Raw genomic sequence first — 17074 nt, forward strand, 5'->3', positions numbered from 1 at the left:
TGCCAGAGAACCCAAAGGGAGAGGCTGTGTGTATGATTTATTTCATGCAACAACAACGCTCTGTGAGCGTTTAACAACGCAGTCAAATACCGACCTTACTATGGAAGAAATACAAGCATTACATAAGCAATTGAGCGAGAGTGTTTTTGCTAATTCAGTAGAGGATAAACGAGGGATTTTTAGAGAGAGTTATACTGCCTTCCCTCTGCACCATGATGCAGTAACAGTTGCTGGTATTAAAGAATTATTACAGCGAATCAAATCCGATAAACAAGCAGAAGGATTTAGAATTGGTTATTTTAAGAAAAGTCTGATTGTATCAAGCTTTTGCCGCCATATGTCAAACCTTATCCAGAAAGAAGAACCCTGGAAAAAATTTCCCTCAGCCGAAGATAGCGTATTAACGCCCGAGCAGCTAAAAGAATTAGAAGTATTCGAAAAATCAGAATTAGAACGATTCCAAGCATTGGCAATCAACGAGACTGTCAAATCAAAGAACATCCCAGTTGAAGAGGCAGAAGCCATTATCAAGGGATTTTTGCACGACTTTACTCCTGATAAAAGAGTGGCAAAATCCCATTTCTGGGCTAACCTTAAATATTATTATTATGATTTATCAATTAGTTATATAAATTCTTCGCCCAAGGCAGAGTACCAGTATGATCTCAGCTCTGCCAGATCTCATGCACTGGCAAGTGCCGGAAATGTTACTCCCTCTGCTGTTAATATCCAGGATTTCACTGAACAGGAACTTGAGGATCTGGCGAAAAAATCTATGAAGAGATTCAGAATGGAGCGAACATTCATCTCTTTACTCCCGAACCCACTCTGGCGCTTACATGGGCTAAAGAGGCATTACAGAAATATAATCGTGCTATTCCCAGTGCTAAAAACGCTGAAGAAGTAATACAGATCGTTGATGACTTAACTCATGAATTGGAGATTTTACATCTATTCCATGATGTTAATTGCCGTACTAATTATTTATTAATGAATTTTTTATTTTTAAGGCAATCAATTAAATGGGCAACTGAATTCAACCCGAACCGCATGGATGCCTATAGCAGCACGGAACGTGTACAGCAACACAAACAAGCTATTTTCCGCACCGATCACATCATAACGAATCAAGAACAGCTGGCTAAGTATAATCAGCGGCTTGACCTTATTTATTTAGCCACCCTATGTCGTTTGCAAACAGTTCAATATACCCCTACCGAGTTAAGCAAAATACAAGTCGATGAACAATACGCAAAGATCGCGCAACAACTTATAGAGAAACTGGACGAGTTCGAAAAGGTTTTCCAAGCGGCGCTTAATACGAAAATAAAAAATATGATTTACAACTGCACGCACAACCAGCCGTTACATCGCAATTCTTTCCTGTACCGCCAGAATATACACGATTCGTTAAAGCCTTTAAAACAATTGCAATCGGATTATGATATACGCACGTTCTTTACCAGTGTTGCCGATCTTCGTTCTGTAGCAGAAATTCATGACGATCTAAAGGAGTTGCAAACCCTGTCAGGATATAACGCACAGTGGTCATTATCAGAAATACCTCGTATCAAGAGCAAATTGGAAAGTTAACATTGCGCAGCTTGCTGATGAAGTCGGCATTCATCCCATTTAACCTTTGAATGAGAACTATTTTTTCTTATATAACGCTTTTGAAGACTAGAGGCTGCCTTTAAAAACTACTTGTTTTAAAGGCAGTCTCTATTTTCATAACAGACGCCAGATTGGCTACGAGATTCTCCAGACAATCTGGCCAGGGGAATTTGCTAGACCGCTAGCTGGCATTTTCTCGTAGGAAAGACTCAGTGTGCTAATGTCGTACGGTATACCTGCTAAATCACCTGCACCAGTCCAAAAACTACAGTAGTTTTGCGCTGAATAAAATTTGACAAGTTCATTGTCACAGGTATAAGTGAGTGTAATACCTATTCCGATATTATCTTGACTTCCATAAAAAACATTTGAGGTAGTTTTAGCCGGAATAGTAGTCGGGATTGTGCTCTCTGAAAAAAAACCATAATAAATGATGTGATTTTTTAATACGCAATTATGGTTAGAATCATTCTGTATACTGATACCTAACTCTGAGCAATCCGCGAACAATATTGTGGAAGTAAATAACAGGCTTGACGCAACTAGCAATCGTTTCATCGTTCATCCCTTAATTATAGTTTTTATTAAAAGTCGCCATATCCTACATGAAGGGAGATAAATGCAGCAAGCTAGTTAATAATTATCCATCACCCTTGTAATCCTCTGACAATCATTGCAAAATAAAAATTCTCGTTATCTTTTAAAAAGATATCACCAATCACCTGGCGAAGCTCATGCTAGCAAAACGATCAAAAAAAAGGAATTAATAGATCTGGGCCGCGATTTTTACTCTCAAGAAGAGTATGAACAATGTTTAAGACTATTGTTTAAAGTAAATAAATTATTCGGTTCATTTAAACAGGTAGTCAAACTACTCAAACTTTTTCCTAAAGATGCAACTTTAGTGGATGTTGGTTGCGGTGGGGGCCTGTTTTTGCTCCATCTCAATCGCTATTACCCTACTATGCGCATGTTAGGTTTAGACACCTCTGCAGAAGCAATCAAATTAGCGCAAAATGAATTAGAACAATGGCAACAGAGGAAGCGCAACATCATCACCAATCTTGAGTTTCAGCTACAACACCAAGCTGAATTGACGTTAAAACAAGACAGTGTCGACATCATTTTATTAACCTTGGTTTGCCATCATTTCGACGATGAGGAATTAATTGAATTTCTAATTAAGGCAAGCAACGCTACACGTAAAGCGGTCATCATTAATGATATTCATAGACATTCAGTCGCTTATTGCTTCTATAAACTGCTAAGCCCTTTATTCGGTAATCGATTAATTACTCAGGATGGACTCACTTCTATCCAGAAAGGATTTACCCGCAGGGAATTAGAACGTTTATTACAGCAAGCAAATCTTCATAATTATCAAATTAAATGGCATTTCCCTTTTAGGTGGAGCATTCTCATTTTGAAAAATAATGGATGAAAATCGATGAAGTTGGATGCGCTTATTATTGGCGGAGGACCTGCCGGTGCGACAACCGCATTATTACTTGCTAAAGCAGGCTGGTCAGTAGGTCTAATAGAAAAAAAACGCTTCCCACGCAGAAAAGTGTGTGGTGAATTTTTATCAGCTACGAATTTACCTCTTTTACAGAAATTAGGAATTGCAGAATTTTATCTTTCCCAGAGCGGCCCAGAAATACGGCGTGTTGGCTTATATACCGCCGATACTGTATTAACGTCTGCAATGCCTCCTGGTGATTCTTCAATTACCAGATGGGGTAGAGCTTTAGGACGAGAACATTTAGACACAGCACTACTTCATGAAGCGCAAGCCCATGGAGCACATATTTGGCAACCAGCAGAAGCAAAAGATATACAGCCTAAAGCAAATGAGTTCGTCTGTACGTTTAGAGAAGATAATGCAACCAAAGCGATCAGCGCGCCTGTTGTTGTAATGGCAAATGGTTCTTGGGAAAAGGGGATTGGGCAACCAGATATTAAAGACCATCAATCATCCGACTTACTGGCATTTAAGGCACACTTTTTAAATGCAAATTTACCTTCCGATTTAATGCCCTTACTGGCATTTCCAGGCGGATATGGAGGGCTCGTTCACAGTGATAATCGACGAGTTACACTTTCATGTTGTATTCGACGCGATACCTTGCATAATCTGAGATTAGAACATCCAGGTTTATCAGCGGGCGAAGCTGTCTTGCAATACATCAAGGCCCATTGCCGGGGCGTACGAGAGACCCTTGCTCATGCAGAACGCCAGGGAAATTGGCTTGCTGTCGGTCCCATTCGCCCAGGTGTTCGCTACTGTTACAAGGATCACAGATTTTTTGTTGGTAATCTCGCTGGCGAAGCACACCCCGTTGTTGCCGAAGGAATTAGTATGGCCCTGCAATCTGCGTGGCTTCTTTCCCAAACCCTAATCGCTCACAAAAACGAGATTCTGACAGGCAGGGGATTAAATAACGCCGGCGTCGATTATACCAAGCAATGGCACAAACATTTTGTAAAACGTATCCATGCCGCCGCAGTGTTTGCTCAGTTGGCAATGATGCGCCCCTGGGCCAATTCTCTATTGTTACCTATTGTCAAACAATTTCCAGGTATTCTGACTTTTGGTGCGAAACTAAGTGGTAAAATCCAGCAGGTCTTGCCAATCGAGTAATGCACTTAAAATTTGACACCCCTTCTCCGCCATTGCGGAGAAAGACTCACGTAGTGAGCGTTACATTTAGGCAGAGATCAAACCATCCCATAAATAGCTCGATGCTTATACTATATGATAATAAATTATATAATTAATTATATGGAATAAGCCTATGCTTCGGTCTTTGATAACGCCATAAGCTGAGCTATGCAATCGCTAAGGACTCCAATGATTAATTATACAGGAACTTACACTGACCAATATCAATTAACAATGGCGCAAGTTTATTTTTTGAAGGGACACACAAATCATTTCGCTGTTTTTTGATTATTTTTTCCGTGTGCTTCCCTTTGCTGGCGGATATGCTATTTTCGCCGGTTTGGACGATCTGTTAGACATTCTAGTCAATCTTCGTTTTGATGAATTAGATCTTGCTTTTTTGCATGAACAGAAAATGCATCCTAAATTTCTTGATTATTTGAAAAATTTTCAATTCAGCGGAACCATCTATGCGGCTGTTGAAGGCGACCTTATGTTCCCTACCCGACCTGTTATTACTGTTGAAGCACCCATCATTGAAGCTCAAATAATTGAAACTCTTTTATTAAATATAATTAATTTTCAATCTCTTATAGCAACAAAAGCCAGTCGTATAAGACAAGTAGCCGGAAAGCGACAACTCATTGATTTTGGTTTGCGAAGAGCACAAGGCCCTGGCGGCTATTATGCCAGTCGTGCGGCTATAATCGGTGGGTTTGATACCTCCAGTAATGTACGCGCCGGACGGGATTACCATTTTCCCGTTGCAGGTACAATGGCTCACTCCTTTATCCAAAGTTATGACAGTGAATTATTAGCTTTTCGCGACTTTTCCGAGATCTGGCCGGATAATTGTATTCTACTCGTTGATACCTACAATACGCTAACGAGCGGTGTACCAAATGCCATTACAATCGCCAAAGAAATGGAAAAGCGCGGCTGTCGCTTGAAAGGAATTCGCTTGGATAGTGGTGATTTAGCCTGGTTGGCAAAAAACGCGTCAAATGCTTGATGATGCCGGGCTTGATTACGTAAAAATTACTGCCTCAAACCAACTGGATGAGTTTATCGTCAAAAATTTACTGGACCAAGGCGCGCCAATTGATTCATTTGGAGTAGGTACTAATCTGGTCATAGGCGCACCTGATGCCGCTTTGGATGGGGTTTACAAACTGGCTTTTGTTAACAATAAACCCTGCATCAAGCTTTCTGACACCCTGGCAAAAATAACCATCCCTTATAAGAAGCAAGTATTTCGCGTATTGGAAACGGATAACACGTTCTGTGCTGATGTTATCGCGCTTAGAACGGAAAAAAGCCAGCCACGATGTACCATCCTTTCGAACATTCGAAATCATTTTTCTATAAAAGATTATACCCTGGAGCCTTTGCTGCATAAGGTTATGGAAAAAGGCCAACGTCTATTGGCAACCAAGCCCTTTAACGACATAGCAAAATATAGCCAACAGCGTATAAATCAATTGCCTCAGGAATACAAACGATTCAGCAACCCTCATCGTTACAAAATCGGGCTTAGCGAACAGTTGCATCAACTACGCAATCAATTAATTGCAGAACACAGAAGGTAGTTCCGATGAAGACCTTAGTTATCTTGGACATGCAAAATGATTTTATCCCAGGAGGGGCACTCGCAGTACCTCATGGCGATTTGATCATCCCTATCATTAACCGATTGCTCAAATACTTTGATCTGATTGTTGCAACGCAGGACTGGCATCCTCCTAATCACAAGAGTTTTGCATCCAACCATCCTGGTAAAAAACCGTTTCAAACGATCAAGTTAAATGGAATAGAACAAATCCTGTGGCCAGATCATTGCGTCCAGGGAACAATCGGAGCTGCATTTCCTTCGAAGTTAAATACTACCCCCATTGAAGCCATTTTTCGCAAAGGAACAAATGCGGACATAGACAGTTATAGTGGATTTTATGATAATCAACATAAAAGAAGCTCTGGTTTGGCTGGCTATCTGCATGCCAAGGGAGCCACAGCACTGTATTTTTGTGGCTTATGCGCTGATGTTTGTGTCTATTTCTCCTTGAAGGATGCGCTTGCAGAAGGCTTCCACTGTTATTTGATTGAAGATGCCACCTGTCCTCTTAATGAAGAGGACTTTAACAAAACTAAAAAGCAAGCTCTTTTGCGTCTAGGTGTGAAGATGGTAAAAAGCGAGCAATTTATTCAGTAATATTACCTTCGTATTCCATTAAACTGGAATCGACTGATTCTATCCACCCTACAATACTACTCTTCTAAATTATGATTGCCTTAGCTGCAGATCACAGTATTGACGAATTATTCAAAACCATGACAGTATAAAATTTCCAACCTCAACCTCGTTCAAGGAGTGAACATGCCATTTGCAGACGGATCAAAAGCGGCTTTTCTGAAAGATCTAACAAACAAAGGGATTTCCCATAAGGTAGAAACCTGGACCAACTACATGGAGAATGTCGTAAAACGTAAAGCAGTTGTTATTCAAGTTGACAATGAAAAGCAAGTACAAGAAGTCATGTGGGCCGTTAAAAAACAAAACGCCCAACATTCTGACCACAAAATCAGTGTAAAAGGGACAGCGGGATGGGCCGATAAAGAACCAAGCTGGTGCTGCTTCCCTTGGGCAAAAGCACAAGAGCAACGTTACAATGAATCTTTTTCCTTTTCAGAAGGCTCTGTTGCTGACGTCATTATTCGCTTTAGTCCGACATACCAAAATGTAAAAAACTGGGTGAAATGGAACATACTCCTCCAATGGATTCAAAAAACCCTCTTGATTACCTTAGAGTTTACGAAATTTTAGTCACAGCAGGCGTACAAATTGCTAAACTTGCGCAAAAACTTAGGAATTTTGGCCTTTCTTTAAGAACCGTCAGCATGCTTTCCTGGGCTAGTGCCGTCGGTTTAGCAGGCACAGGAGGGCATGGAACAGGCCGTGATGAACCGGCTTTCAGTGGCCAGATTACTGGATTACGACTATGTGATCACGACGGAAATATCCGTGAAATAACCATTGACGACGAAGATTTTGCTACCTTGTCTGCCGCCCACTCAGGTGCATTAGGTATTGTTCTTAGCATGACGATGAAAAGTCGTTGAAGCATTTAACCTGAAAGAGACTATTCGTAACTTCCCTGATGCAAAAACGATGGGACCTTATCTAAGTAAACTCTTGGCGGAGAATCAATATTTTAGTTTAATTGGTGTTGGAGTCGGCACGTCCACTCCACTGGATGAGTTATCATCACAAGATAAATGGCAAATTCGTTTGTGGAATCACACCGACGAAGCACCTACTCAAAAACTTAACCCGCCTTATGCTGCCGATGCCCGCTCTTTGGCACAAGAGTTAAGTGTAAGAGTCGGCGACTCTGTTCAGGAATTCCTCCTGGACTCTAAACTGATAAAACTCCTACCCTACTATTTGTCGCTCGCTGCTACAACGATAACAGAAATGCGCGGTACTGAACCAATTGTTGATCACGAAAACAATATTACTCACTATCAGGCTGCTTTCCCCAAACAAATGCGCGACACCAGTTATATCTTACCCGTTAAAGATGATGAGGCTGGTGATGTGCTTGCTGCTGTTTTACAAAAAATTGAAGATTTAACAAAAGCTGCGATAGAACGAGGCGAATGCCCTGTCACCTACGCCGTTTACGCACGTTACATCAAAGGAAGCAATGGTGGGTTGTCTACCACATCAACCAGTTCGGAAGAGGAGCATATTCTGGCAATCGATATAGTCACTCATCCCAATGCACCTGGAATTGCTAATTTTGAGAAAGAATTGCTAGCTTATTTTTCGGAAATTGGCATTAAACCACGTTTCCATTTAGGCAAGAATTTTCCCTTTGGCATTCGAAGCTATACTGATTTTCTAAAGCCTGAAGCCATCGAGCAATATAAAGAAGCCTTAATAAAATGGTATGGAAGTGAAGAAGCACTGGAAGCAAGTCCTTTCGTTACTCCTTACTTTAGACAGATGTTGGATAAACAACCCAGTATAGAGTTATTGCATTTCGAACAGCCAGAGCAAGAAGCACCAGACCATTCGCATGAGGATTGTGCATCCTTCCTGGAGAACTTGATTCCAGCAATAGAATTACTTCCCATACCTGGTAAAAACTCAAAACAACTAAAAGATGCTTTTATAAGTCAATGTCGAGAAGCGCTACTCGCACTAAAAACAGAACGAGCAGAACAGCCATTAGAGGATTCTCGTACGACTGCATTGGTTTAAGCCATATCGGGCCAGGGATCTGGCCCCAACATCAAATGCTACTATTCAATACAGTGTTGCGGCTGTTCAAGCCTTGGGCCCGACAAGGTGCCGTTGGGCAAAGCGCCCAGCCTTGCTGGGTACAACAATGGCATAGCATGTTGATAATGGATTTATATCCTCGGCGCTTGTGTTTCGATGGGTTCGACTAATTTATTCATACCAGCCAATGACATCGCTTTTCTTTATTTTATCGCTTTTAAATAAAGATATTTGGCGATATTGCCAGAATGGAGTGATAGTAGGCATAGCAGCCTCTCTAACATTAATAGGTTGATTTTATACCATTTTTCTTGCAAATATATTAAAAAGAGTCATTTTGTTCTAATAAAATTCAATATTAGGGATACCCATTATAATTGTCTTCCATATCAATAGGATTGTTTCCTCAGTCCTCCAGTCCAATTGAGCGCCTCTATTTTCTTTTTTAAAGGATTCTGCCATACCTTAAAAGTAAGTAAGTAATGAATCATCGCTATGATCACAATACAGTTAAGGTTTTATGAGGAATTAAATGATTTCCTACCCTTAAAAAAGCGGAAAATACGCTTTCCACATACTATTGTTCAGCAAAGTACTATTAAAGACATCATTGAATCACTTGGGGTTCCTCATACAGAGATCGAGCTAATTTTAGTCAATAGAAAATCGGTCGATTTTAATTACCTGGTTCAAGAGCGCGATGATATCTCTGTTTATCCGGTTTTTGAGACCTTCGATGTGGGTGAACTTATACGGCTTCGCGCGAAACCATTAAGAAAACCTCGTTTTATTTTAGATGTTCATCTTGGCAAACTTGCCAAGTATTTGCGTTTACTTGGTTTTGATGTGGTTTATGAAAATGATTTATTGGACGAAGTAATCGTTCAGCGTAGCAAAAATGAGAGACGTATTGTTTTAACTCGTGATGTAGGCCTGTTGAAAAACAAAGCGATTACGCATGGCCACTGGATGCACCATACCGATCCCAATCAACAGGTAGAAGAAGTATTAAACCAATTTCATTTAACAAAGCAATGCCATCCATTTACGCGTTGCTTAACCTGTAATGGACTATTAAAGACAGTGAAGAAAAATAAAATTATTACGGAGATCCCGCCGTTAGCCCAAAAATATTATCAATCTTTCATGCAATGCCAGACTTGTAAAAAATTTATTGGGAAGGCTCCCATTATCATAAATTAAAAAGTTGGATTGTAAAAAATGGACTGTATCCTGATATTGTCTAATGAAAATCAGCTAGTTGGTTAACATCGATTGGCGTATTGCATCCATTCTTTGTGCAGTTTCAATTCCTTTAACAGGCAATCCAAATGGTTCTAATAATCCTACCTGAACAAGAACACTTGCTTGATCCCAATAGATATGTTCATGGGTAACTTTTCCATGCGAAAATCCTACAATCACCACCAAAGGAATTTCAATTCGTTTTCCTGTTGGGGCGATACCAGGTAGCATCCAGCCTATTTCGGTCGTGTGCGTACATTTAAAGATAATTTCATCGACCAACTGGTGCTCATCAATAGTTCGTGAAATAGGCGTCATTTCAGTATCCGGGGGGAAAAATTTTCCCGACAGAAGGAACATACTATAAAAGTTGCGAACCTCTTCGATACCTATCCCACCCAGTGTTGTGGGAATATTGTTTAAATGGGGTTTTGAGGACATCGTTGCTAAAGTGGTATTTAAATCGTTGTGGAGTTCTGCATCAACATGACGTTGAAAGGCATCGAGAAGTGCTTTCTTTTCTGCTGATAAGGTGGTCATTGCTATTTTCCTTTAATTAATGATAATTCCTTCCGAGTGAAACGCTGCTGCCCGAAGAACAACTGCGCAAATTATCATTTAGTATAGCCCTTACAGGGAAGAGGGAATAAACAGAGCTATCGGCAAACCATCGATAGAATTTATAAATGTCTTGATTATTTCACTTCATAGATTACAGAGTCTATTCTAAAACTGGTTTTGCTTTTATGGCCATTACTTACTGCTAAATAATCGTGGCCATTTAAAGTAAAATAGCTAGCATCGGTTGCTCCGCTAGTTGGAAACTCAGTAGTTAAATCGAACCTGTTTCCATTCCAGACATAAATTTGCGATTTCAGCTTTACGTTATTATCAATTTGATAATTAATCTTTACTAAATAGACTAGTCCCTTACGCTCAAAAACAATAAAACGGCGCCCACCTTTTCCTTGGATCGTTTGAAAAAGCTCAAATTTCATACCATTCCATTGATAAATAGCCGAATCGCCACCCAGGTTGGCAACAGCAAGGTAATGTTGATTATTTAGGGTAAAGAATTTGATATCACGCGCATTCGGCGCGGTAATATTCTGTACTGGATTAAATTGTTTACCATCCCATTGATAAATGACTGACGTTTTCCCTGCGCCGTTCGCTGCAGCAAGATAATGTTTACTCTTTATCGTAAAAAATTCCCAAGTGAAGATACCGTAGGTTGGAATCGATTGAATCGCAGTAAATTGCTCACCATTCCATCGATAAATGACAGAATTTGTATTGAAATCGGGACCACGTTTTCCAACCTTTGCATAATTTGCGACAGCCAGATACGTTGTATCCTTGATTTTAAATGAGGTCCACTCTTGTGCGGCATTCGTGGCTATATTTTGTATGGGAGTAAATTTACAGCCATCCCATGTATAAATCGTTGAATAAGTACGTATATATGGACCGCTTCCTGCGCGCAGATTAGCCAGAGCAATAAATGATTTTTTATCAATTTGAAAGTATTCAAGATCGCGTCCGCCATGCGATGGAATTTTTTGAAATACACGAAATTTAGAGCCATCCCAGCGGTAAATTAAAGAATAATGATCACTATCGCCACCATCTAAACCGGCATTTCTCCCAGGCAAATCTTTTGCGAACTGAGCTACTGCCAAAAAAGACTGATCTCCCATGTCAAAAAATCGATAGAACGAGCTGCACTGGTTGTTAATTTTTGATAAGGGACTAATTGGAGTTCAGAAATAGTATTAACTTTCGCAAATAGAGTGATAGGAAACAATAACAATAAAAAAGTCGAAAACTTTTTAATAGATGTACGTATCACTCTCTACTCATCCTTATCGTAAACTACCGCTGAGTATATAAAACGATTTCAGTTTTTACTATTTAATCGGTCTGATTAGAGACTATTGGCCGCCACTTAACCAGATAGGCGCTTTAGGCTGGTTTACCAGCGATTCATCACTAGTGAATCGCTGGATTATTACTGGGATAAGTTAATATCCCTTGTGGAAATCCAGTAGTTACGCCTGGAATACTAATATCATTGTAATTCCATTTTTTCGCAGCGAGTTCACCTGTCATCCAAAATGCGACGGTATTTGATAACATTTCTGTTGGTTCTAATAATGAAAATTTCAAGCGCATTAAGATATCTTGCATTTTCGGTTGCGAGGAGTAAGCATAGTCACCAGGGATTACAGGGCGTTCAGGCAAAAAGATGGTTGGAATGTTAGTAAATACTGCCTGGGCAATAGCCGTACGATTATGCCTGCCTCCCCATACATTATCATTGTAATAATTAAAATCTGCTTGCGACAACTCTGCTTCGCCGAGTGAAGGTTTTACAGCCGCATAAGGCGTTATATAAATTCTGTCTGCTGGTAACGTATTGTTTGATAGTGCTTCAACAAGCGGTACTAACCAATTACTGCCTTTAGTCACCCCCGCAGAAACATTGGTGCCGGCAACAAAACGAATAAGTACTTTTGCATTGGGCCAATCAATGTTTAATTTTGATACTTTATCATGCAGTTCATTCATGCTTTGTAATGCCGTCAGCATGAATGTGCCAACCATCACATTGTTAAAAGGAATAGGATACGTTTTATTGCCATTAAGAAAATTATTCTGTAATGATGATGCATCAAATGCTTGCTGGCCATCCAATACGTCACCCATATAATTACCCGCCATAGAGCAGGCATAATCGATCATGTTATGAATGGTGGTTAAATGGGGTTTCCAGGCGGGTGCGCTAACTTGGTCTAACCAATTATGGCTTGTTTGCATATTAATTGCTTTTACTGCCTTAATATCTTTCATAAAACATCCATTTGTGACTTCCATTGACTATCAACCATTCGCTTTAATTTTTGGCTAAATACATAAGTGCAGGACCAATATGCGAAATAGCGGTCATCTCAGTAAAACCGGAATTGGGTGAAGTACGCATAAGTTGCTTCAGAACCAGTTTGCGATCACTATCATAAATATAGAGTGTAGAGTTGATGAACATGATCAAGGAGCCTTTATTTTGTTGTACCAGGCTACTATTTTGTTGGGCTTCTGATTGAAACAGCGTTTGGGAAATATTTATTTTGCCTTTTGGGTATGCTGGATCACTGTTTCCAGTAAAATCATAATATAAATCCCAGAATGCCTGTGGTGTAACATAACCCTTAGCTAAAGTATTATTATTGGCATTACTGCTGGCTGTGGAAATCGTGTCACTTGTATTCTTAGCAAAGCCTATGGCATTAACATTAAAAACGCATAAAACCAAGCAGAGAATTCGGATGATTAATGAATGCATAACAAGTCCCTTATTGTTTTTGCTCTATCACGAAGACCAGAGATAGCGAGATTCGTTGAATTATAAATCCCATAAATTTTTAGCAGCAACTATACACTTATCATGTTAAGAAAAATGTTTAGTCAGCCAACTCTTTTTGTATTCATCAGCATAGCCATCCGCTAGACGTGTGGTTTCGGGTAGGCGATATTTTGGCGATAATTTTAATACCCACTCGCATGCAGTGGGGAGAGAGATTTTATGGCCAGTAGAAACATAAACTGGTTTGACTCCATTGCGTGTTCTTAAAACACAACCAATGATCGTTTTATGTTTATCGTAAAGATAAGAAAAATTACCTCTTGATGGCCCAGGTTCATCGGCTGCACCATAAAGTCTACTTTTGCCGCAACCAATCGTTGGAATGTCATAAGCCAAACCTAAATGACAGGCCAAGCCAAAACCTCTTGGGTGCGCTACTCCCTGACCGTCGCAGACGATTAAATCCGGCAGTTTGTTTAACTTATCAAGCGCCTTGCTGATTGCCGGTACTTCGCGAAACGATAAAAACCCTGAGCAGTAGGGAATAGTAATCGTTGAGACCGCTTCTTGTACGTCTCGAATGCCAGAGAATTGGCGTCAATAACGACGGCTACCGCAAAGGCTTGATTGGTTGCTTTATCATAAGCGACATCGACGCCAGCAACGGTTTCTATTGTTTTGTTTTGATCGTCCTGGCTAAGTAGAGAAGCCCACTGCCGCTGATAAATCATTGCTTGTTGGGTATTAAATCGATTCGCCAGGATGATATCGGTTGGATTTAAAAAATTCATAATTTTTTCAACATATACTAGTCCGTTTTTCTCTCAGCTTGTTTCATAAGTTCAGTGACAGTTTGCGGATTATCCAAGGTCGATAAATCACCGAGTTCAGCAAACGTAGAGACTTTCTTACTAGCAATCTGGCGTAATAGGCGACGCATAATTTTACCCGAGCGCGTTTTCGGTAAATCAGCTACACAGTGAATCACATCGGGTTTAGCTATAGCCCCAATGATGGTTTTGACGGTATCGAGGAGTTCCTCTTGTAAATGACTACCAGGTTGTTGGCCTTCTTTTAAACTCACAAAAGCGTAAATACTTTGTCCTTTAATAATATGCTCTATGCCTATTACAGCCGCTTCCGCTACTTGAGGATGAGTAACCAATGCGCTTTCAATCTCAGCAGTACCGAGACGATGTCCAGCCACATTCAAGACATCATCAAGACGCCCAGTAATCCAATAATCACCATCATTATCTCGACGAGCGCCATCTCCAGTCAGATAATAACCATTACTCAAATAAGTTTGACAGTAGCGCGCATGATCACCAGCGATGGTTCTTGCCATGGAAGGCCAAGGGTATTTGATGGCTAACAAACCTTCACCAACTCCACTTATCTCTTTACCGTCTTCATCAAGCAAGACCGGATAAATGCCCGGTAAAGGTTGGCTAGCTGCTCCTGGTTAGGCTGTCTTAAGCTCCCTTTGCGGGCAAATCATGATGGCACCGGTTTCAGTTTGCCACCAGGTGTCAACGACAGGTGTATGATTTAAACCAACCGCTTGTTGATACCATTGCCACACGTCGGGATTAATTGGTTCACCAACCGTACCTAAGAGACGCAACGATTTTCTACTTGTTGTAGTTAACCATTCATCGCCTTCTCTTTTTAAAGCACGGATGGCAGTGGGGGCAGTATAAAAGATATTCACTCTATATTTGTCAATTATTTGCCAACAACGAGCAGGTGATGGCCAAGCAGGAACACCAGCAAACATGAGCGTAGTAATCCCATTGCATAAAGGTCCATAAACCACATAACTGTGTCCTGTTATCCATCCTACATCGGCAGTACACCAAAAAACGTCTTCGCTCTTACAGTTGAAAACATGCTGATGACTATAAGCCACTTGCACCAGATAACCGCCAGTCGTATGCACTACGCCTTTCGGTTTTCCAGTACTGCCTGAGGTGTAAAGAATAAAGAGGGGAGCTTCAGCATCCATCGGTTCTGCAGGGCAAAAATTACTAACCTTTTGTTTGAGTTCATGCCACCAGTGATCACGATTCGTATCGAAGGGGACAGTAATGGCCTGATGACTGATCACCAAAACCTGTAATGGAAGTCCTTTACTTGCTTTATCAGCTTGCTGCTTAAGGGCGAAGGTTTTGCCGCCGCGCTGATAACTATCTGCTGTAATTAAGAGCTTGCAATTTGCATCCGCTAAGCGTTGTCTTAAGGCTGTTGCTGAAAACCCGGCAAACACGACTGTATGTACGGCACCAATTCGAGTACAAGCGAGCATGGCAATAGCTGCTTCCGGGATCATCGGCAGATAAATACCAACGGTATCGCCTCTACCAATACCCAATTTTTTAAGGGCATTGGCCATACGGCATACTTCCTGATGGAGCTCAGCAAAAGTCAAAATACGCCCTTCATCGGCATTATCGCCCTCCCAGATAATCGCCGGATGATTGGCCTTCGAAGGTAAATGTCGATCCAGGCAGTTGGCGCTGACATTAAGTTTGGCACCTGTAAACCACTGTATATCACCTTTAGCTAAACTACCTTGTAAAACATTACTCCACGGCTCAAGCCAATCAACATATTTCAAGGCTGTCTCAGCCCAAAATTGTTCTAAAGTCCGCTCTGCTTCCTGTGCTGTATTTTTCATGAACTACTTAATCCTCGTCCTTATCTCCGGCAATAAGCTTGATAATGGCAGAGAAATCCAAATCTCCCATGCCTTTTTCATTCATTTTCTGGTAAAGCGCCTTTGCTTCGGCACCCATAGGTGTTTCAACATTAACAACAGCGGCAGTGCTTTGGCTTAGCGTTAAATCTTTCAGCATCATTGCCGCAGTAAAACCTGGTTGATAAGCATTATTAGCCGGTACGTTGGGAAGTACATCAGGTACAGGTGCATATTGGCTCATTGCCCAGCATTGGCCAGACGAATTAGTAACAACCTCAAATAATTTTTTGGGCGACAGGCCTAGACTCTCAGCTAAAACAAAGGCTTCTGATACGCCAATCATCGAAATGGCCAAAACCATATTGTTACAAATTTTGGCTGCTTGTCCGCTTCCACCCGCACCAGTATGTATCAATTTTTTGCCCATTGCGGATAAGATAGGTTTTGCTTTTTCAAACGCTTGGTCTCTCCCACCGACCATAATGGTCAGTGTTGCTGCTGACGCACCGGCAACACCACCGGACACTGGGGCATCAATTACCTGGATATGTCTTATGGTTGCATGTTGATGGATTTCACGACTTGTTTGTACATCAATAGAGGAGCAATCAATGTACAACGAGTTGGGTGTTATATGGGCAAAGAGTCCTTGCTCGCCTAAGCAAACCTGACGAACTTGTTTCCCAGTTTGCAGCATAGTAATAATGACTTCTTGATTTTGAGCTGCTTTTTCCAGAGAACCGGCTTTTAAACCACCAACAGCTACCAAGGCATCCATGGCTTTTGCTTGCAGATCAAAACCAGTGACGGAGTGTCCGGCTTTCACTAAATTAATAGCCATGGGCAAACCCATGTGACCTAAACCTATGAATCCAATGCGTGCCATTCTCATCTCCTAACCATTTCTTTTGTCGTCAAACTCGTTGCGCTGGCACGTTTGACGACGTCTTTTTTTTGTATCTCTTTAAATTTAAACGAGTATTTATTTATTCGTTGGCATCACAAAACTGCTTTCACCAAATTCAGTGGTCGGCCATTTACTGGTAATGGTTTTACGACGAGTATAAAAATTAACACTCTCTTCACCATGCATGTTCGTATCACCAAAAGAAGAACGTTTCCAGCCACCAAAAGGATGGCTTGCGATTGGAACTGGAATAGGGACATTGATACCCACCATACCCACCTGTACACGTTGACTGT

Annotated in this window: 16 protein-coding genes and 3 pseudogenes; 11 read left to right on the forward strand and 8 right to left on the reverse strand. The window is 40.9% G+C overall.

Translation table 11 applies throughout. From position 1 onward, the window contains the following. Positions 1-28: 28 nt before the first annotated feature. A complete protein-coding gene (locus BN58_RS01655) occupies positions 29-907 on the forward strand; it encodes a hypothetical protein (RefSeq protein ID WP_156812300.1) in 879 nt (292 codons plus the stop codon). Between the two features lie 29 nt (positions 908-936). Then, positions 937-1593, forward strand: a complete 657-nt coding sequence (locus tag BN58_RS01660) for a hypothetical protein (protein ID WP_156812301.1) — start codon at positions 937-939, stop codon at positions 1591-1593. 156 nt (positions 1594-1749) lie between these two features. Here the strand turns inward: BN58_RS01660 and BN58_RS01665 are convergent, their stop codons facing one another. Further along, complete coding sequence (locus BN58_RS01665; RefSeq protein ID WP_019215348.1) at positions 1750-2172, reverse strand: hypothetical protein; 423 nt, start codon at positions 2170-2172, stop codon at positions 1750-1752. A 115-nt stretch (positions 2173-2287) separates the two neighbouring features. Here BN58_RS01665 and BN58_RS01670 point away from each other — a divergent pair, with 115 nt between their 5' ends. The 9 genes from BN58_RS01670 (at position 2288) to BN58_RS21175 (ending at position 9764) form a co-directional block, all read left to right on the forward strand. Beyond that, complete coding sequence (locus BN58_RS01670; RefSeq protein ID WP_019215349.1) at positions 2288-3055, forward strand: methyltransferase domain-containing protein; 768 nt, start codon at positions 2288-2290, stop codon at positions 3053-3055. A gap of 6 nt (positions 3056-3061) precedes the next feature. Next, a complete protein-coding gene (locus BN58_RS01675; RefSeq protein WP_019215350.1) occupies positions 3062-4255 on the forward strand; it encodes an NAD(P)/FAD-dependent oxidoreductase in 1194 nt (397 codons plus the stop codon). Between the two features lie 322 nt (positions 4256-4577). Then, positions 4578-5288, forward strand: a complete 711-nt coding sequence (gene pncB / locus BN58_RS37370) for a nicotinate phosphoribosyltransferase (protein WP_408605442.1) — start codon at positions 4578-4580, stop codon at positions 5286-5288. Continuing rightward, entirely contained in the window at positions 5281-5865 is a 585-nt protein-coding gene (locus BN58_RS37375) for a beta/alpha barrel domain-containing protein (RefSeq protein ID WP_408605443.1), read from the forward strand. Before pncB ends, BN58_RS37375 begins: the two co-directional genes overlap by 8 nt. 5 nt (positions 5866-5870) lie before the next feature. After that, the gene (gene pncA / locus BN58_RS01685) at positions 5871-6485 is read left to right on the forward strand and encodes a bifunctional nicotinamidase/pyrazinamidase (protein ID WP_019215351.1); all 615 of its coding nucleotides are present in this window, start codon (positions 5871-5873) and stop codon (positions 6483-6485) included. 165 nt (positions 6486-6650) lie between these two features. Then, positions 6651-7097 carry a hypothetical protein gene (locus BN58_RS27940; protein WP_019215352.1) on the forward strand — a complete coding sequence of 149 codons (447 nt, stop codon included), beginning with the start codon at positions 6651-6653 and terminating at the stop codon, positions 7095-7097. Beyond that, positions 7049-7393, forward strand: a complete 345-nt coding sequence (locus BN58_RS27945; protein WP_019215353.1) for an FAD-binding protein — start codon at positions 7049-7051, stop codon at positions 7391-7393. Before BN58_RS27940 ends, BN58_RS27945 begins: the two co-directional genes overlap by 49 nt. A gap of 49 nt (positions 7394-7442) precedes the next feature. Next, on the forward strand, positions 7443-8540 hold the full coding sequence (locus BN58_RS27950; RefSeq protein WP_019215354.1) for a hypothetical protein: 1098 nt from the start codon (positions 7443-7445) through the stop codon (positions 8538-8540). A gap of 516 nt (positions 8541-9056) precedes the next feature. Then, positions 9057-9764, forward strand: a complete 708-nt coding sequence (locus tag BN58_RS21175) for a Mut7-C ubiquitin/RNAse domain-containing protein (RefSeq protein WP_232220255.1) — start codon at positions 9057-9059, stop codon at positions 9762-9764. 54 nt (positions 9765-9818) lie between these two features. On the opposite strand, the gene BN58_RS01705 is transcribed toward BN58_RS21175, so the two are convergent. The 7 genes and pseudogenes from BN58_RS01705 to BN58_RS21200 all read right to left on the reverse strand — a co-directional run. Next, a complete protein-coding gene (locus BN58_RS01705) occupies positions 9819-10346 on the reverse strand; it encodes an ester cyclase (RefSeq protein WP_019215355.1) in 528 nt (175 codons plus the stop codon). A gap of 155 nt (positions 10347-10501) precedes the next feature. Further along, positions 10502-11506: a hypothetical protein gene (locus BN58_RS21180; RefSeq protein ID WP_019215356.1), complete on the reverse strand. Its 1005-nt coding sequence runs from the start codon at positions 11504-11506 to the stop codon at positions 10502-10504. A 292-nt stretch (positions 11507-11798) separates the two neighbouring features. Continuing rightward, positions 11799-13149, reverse strand: a pseudogene (locus BN58_RS37380) (DUF5624 domain-containing protein). Positions 13150-13254: 105 nt separating this feature from the next. After that, a pseudogene (locus BN58_RS21190) lies at positions 13255-13961 on the reverse strand (endonuclease V). A 17-nt stretch (positions 13962-13978) separates the two neighbouring features. Continuing rightward, a pseudogene (acs, locus tag BN58_RS21195) lies at positions 13979-15850 on the reverse strand (acetate--CoA ligase). Positions 15851-15857: 7 nt separating this feature from the next. Then, positions 15858-16757: a 3-hydroxyisobutyrate dehydrogenase gene (gene mmsB / locus BN58_RS01730; protein ID WP_019215363.1), complete on the reverse strand. Its 900-nt coding sequence runs from the start codon at positions 16755-16757 to the stop codon at positions 15858-15860. 96 nt (positions 16758-16853) lie between these two features. After that, a partial coding sequence (locus BN58_RS21200) for an aldehyde dehydrogenase family protein (RefSeq protein ID WP_156812302.1) occupies positions 16854-17074 on the reverse strand: 221 nt, incomplete at its 5' end.

The sequence above is a fragment of the Legionella tunisiensis genome (assembly GCF_000308315.1).
GTDB lineage: Bacteria > Pseudomonadota > Gammaproteobacteria > Legionellales > Legionellaceae > Tatlockia > Tatlockia tunisiensis.